The sequence below is a fragment of the Allosphingosinicella sp. genome (assembly GCF_036387215.1).
Taxonomy (GTDB): Bacteria; Pseudomonadota; Alphaproteobacteria; order Sphingomonadales; family Sphingomonadaceae; genus Allosphingosinicella.
In genome coordinates this window covers 1-1941 of record NZ_DASVUE010000215.1, presented here as the reverse complement: position 1 = coordinate 1941, position 1941 = coordinate 1, and the positions used below count along the sequence as shown (strand labels likewise).

Here is a 1941-nt window from a genome sequence, read left to right as displayed (position 1 = left end):
TAGGGGAGGAAGCGGCGCATCGTCGCCCAGCCCGCTTCGGGGGCGGCTGTCGGGTTCGTCGGCTCGGGCGGCATGTTCGTCTAAATAGGGATGCGCCGCCGAAGCACCAAGTTACGGGAGCGAATCAACAGGAACAGAGCGAATGTTCAATAGTTTAGCCGGTTAAGAGAGTGGGAGCGTAGTGATGGGTCCGGCAGTTTTCGTAATGGCGATCCTCGGTTGCGGCGAAGCCACCGACGTGTGCGAGCCTGTCGCAACGATGCCGGTCCGCTACGAGAGCGTCGAGGCGTGCAACGCCGCCACCGCTTCCGCGATCGAGCGGCATAGCGACGCGCTCTACCCCGTCGTCGTCGCCGAATGCCGCGCCGCCGGCACCAACGTCGCCAAAGTCTATGCCGACGAAGTGAAGCTGCCGGCTCCGGACGCCTCGCGGCCGCGCATCCAGCGCGCCTCCTACCAGCCGCAGCGCATCCGCTCCTAAACCCAAACGCCTCCTACATAATTGAAAAAGGCGGGTTTTCTGTTGGGAACCGTGGCGTCATTGCGTCGGTTCTATCTCCAAGCCTGGGCACATCCCGACGGAGAAAATCATGAGCAAGAACAGCCACAATTCCAGCAGCATGGATAAAACCATGAACCAGAACAACCAGATGTCGGACGATCCGGGCGACGGCAGCCGGAACTCGTTCACCCTCGGCAAGGACGGCGACACGCCAGTCGAAAAGGCGCCGGAAAACGATGAGCAGGACCAGTCCACCATCGAAGCCTTCGGCCAGGAAGGCGCCGGCATCGCCGCGAAGGAATGACCATGTCGGAAACCGAAACCCTGGAGATGATCCACGAGGACGGGCTCCCCGGCCATGAGAGCCGGCTGGAGCCGAAGCCGGAATGGCAGCCGCGCTACCCGGGCTCCGGACGCCTCCAGGGGAAGGTGGCGCTGATCACCGGCGCGGACAGCGGCATCGGCCGCGCAGTCGCCGCCCTCTTCGCCCGCGAAGGCGCGGACGTCGCGATCCTCTATCTGTGCGAGCATGACGATGCTGCGAAGACGAAGAAGATCGTCGAGGCGGAAGGCCGGCGGGCGATCGCCATCCCGGGCGACGTCGGCGACAAGCAGTTTTGCGAGCGCGCCGTCGCCGAGACGGTGGAGAAGCTCGGGCGGCTCGACATCCTCGTCAACAACGCGGCCGAGCAGCATCCCGACAAGGAAATCACCGACATCACCGAAGAGCAGCTGAAGCGGACGTTCCAGACCAACATCTTCGGCTATTTCTTCATAGTTCAGGCCGCCCGCCCGCACCTGAAGGAAGGTGCTGCGATCATCAACTGCACCTCGGTGACGATGTACCAGGGCTCGAAGGAGCTGCTCGATTATTCGGCGACCAAGGGCGCGATCACGGCTTTCACCCGCTCGCTGTCCGAGAACCTCATCGACAAGGGCATCCGAGTGAACGCGGTTGCGCCCGGGCCGATCTGGACGCCGCTCAATCCCTCGGGCGGCTCGACGCCCGAGAAGATGGAGAATTTCGGCCAGGACGTGCCGATGGGCCGGCCCGGTCAGCCGAACGAGGTGGCGCCGAGCTTCCTGTTCCTCGCCTGCGACGATTCAAGCTACATGTCCGGCCAGGTCCTTCATCCGAACGGCGGAACGATCGTCAACGGCTAGAGCCCCTTGCCGGGGCCGCAGCTTGCTGTAGTCTCGGCCCGCTAGGAAAAAGGGCAATCATGTTGCGGAACATCCTCGCCGTCGTCGCGGGATTGGTGGCCGTCTTCGTCACCGTCGGCATCCTGGAATATATAGGGCACCTGCTGTTCCCGGTCCGGTCGGACGGGGCCGCGATACCGCCGGCGGTGCAGGTGCTGGTGCTTGCGGCCTATTTCCTGGCAGCCTTGATCGGCGGATGGCTCGCAGCCTCGATCGCGGGGCGGAGCTGGGCTGCA

General features: G+C 63.9%; 4 protein-coding genes. All 4 read left to right on the top strand.

The genetic code is table 11. The features are described from left to right. Positions 1-184: 184 nt before the first annotated feature. Positions 185-481, top strand: coding sequence for a hypothetical protein (locus VF662_RS08480; RefSeq protein WP_464139857.1), 297 nt, complete (start codon positions 185-187; stop codon positions 479-481). Between the two features lie 109 nt (positions 482-590). Beyond that, entirely contained in the window at positions 591-806 is a 216-nt protein-coding gene (locus tag VF662_RS08475; protein WP_464139855.1) for a hypothetical protein, read from the top strand. A gap of 2 nt (positions 807-808) precedes the next feature. Then, a complete protein-coding gene (locus VF662_RS08470) occupies positions 809-1666 on the top strand; it encodes an SDR family oxidoreductase (RefSeq protein ID WP_464139853.1) in 858 nt (285 codons plus the stop codon). 59 nt (positions 1667-1725) lie between these two features. Then, the coding region (locus VF662_RS08465) for a hypothetical protein (RefSeq protein WP_464139851.1) at positions 1726-1941 on the top strand (216 nt) is incomplete at its 3' end.

Coding starts and splice junctions, on each gene's coding strand:
- VF662_RS08475 (WP_464139855.1), top strand. CDS start 591: ATGAGCAAGAACAGCCACAATTCCAGCAGCATGGATAAAACCATGAAC.
- VF662_RS08480 (WP_464139857.1), top strand. CDS start 185: ATGGGTCCGGCAGTTTTCGTAATGGCGATCCTCGGTTGCGGCGAAGCC.
- VF662_RS08470 (WP_464139853.1), top strand. CDS start 809: ATGTCGGAAACCGAAACCCTGGAGATGATCCACGAGGACGGGCTCCCC.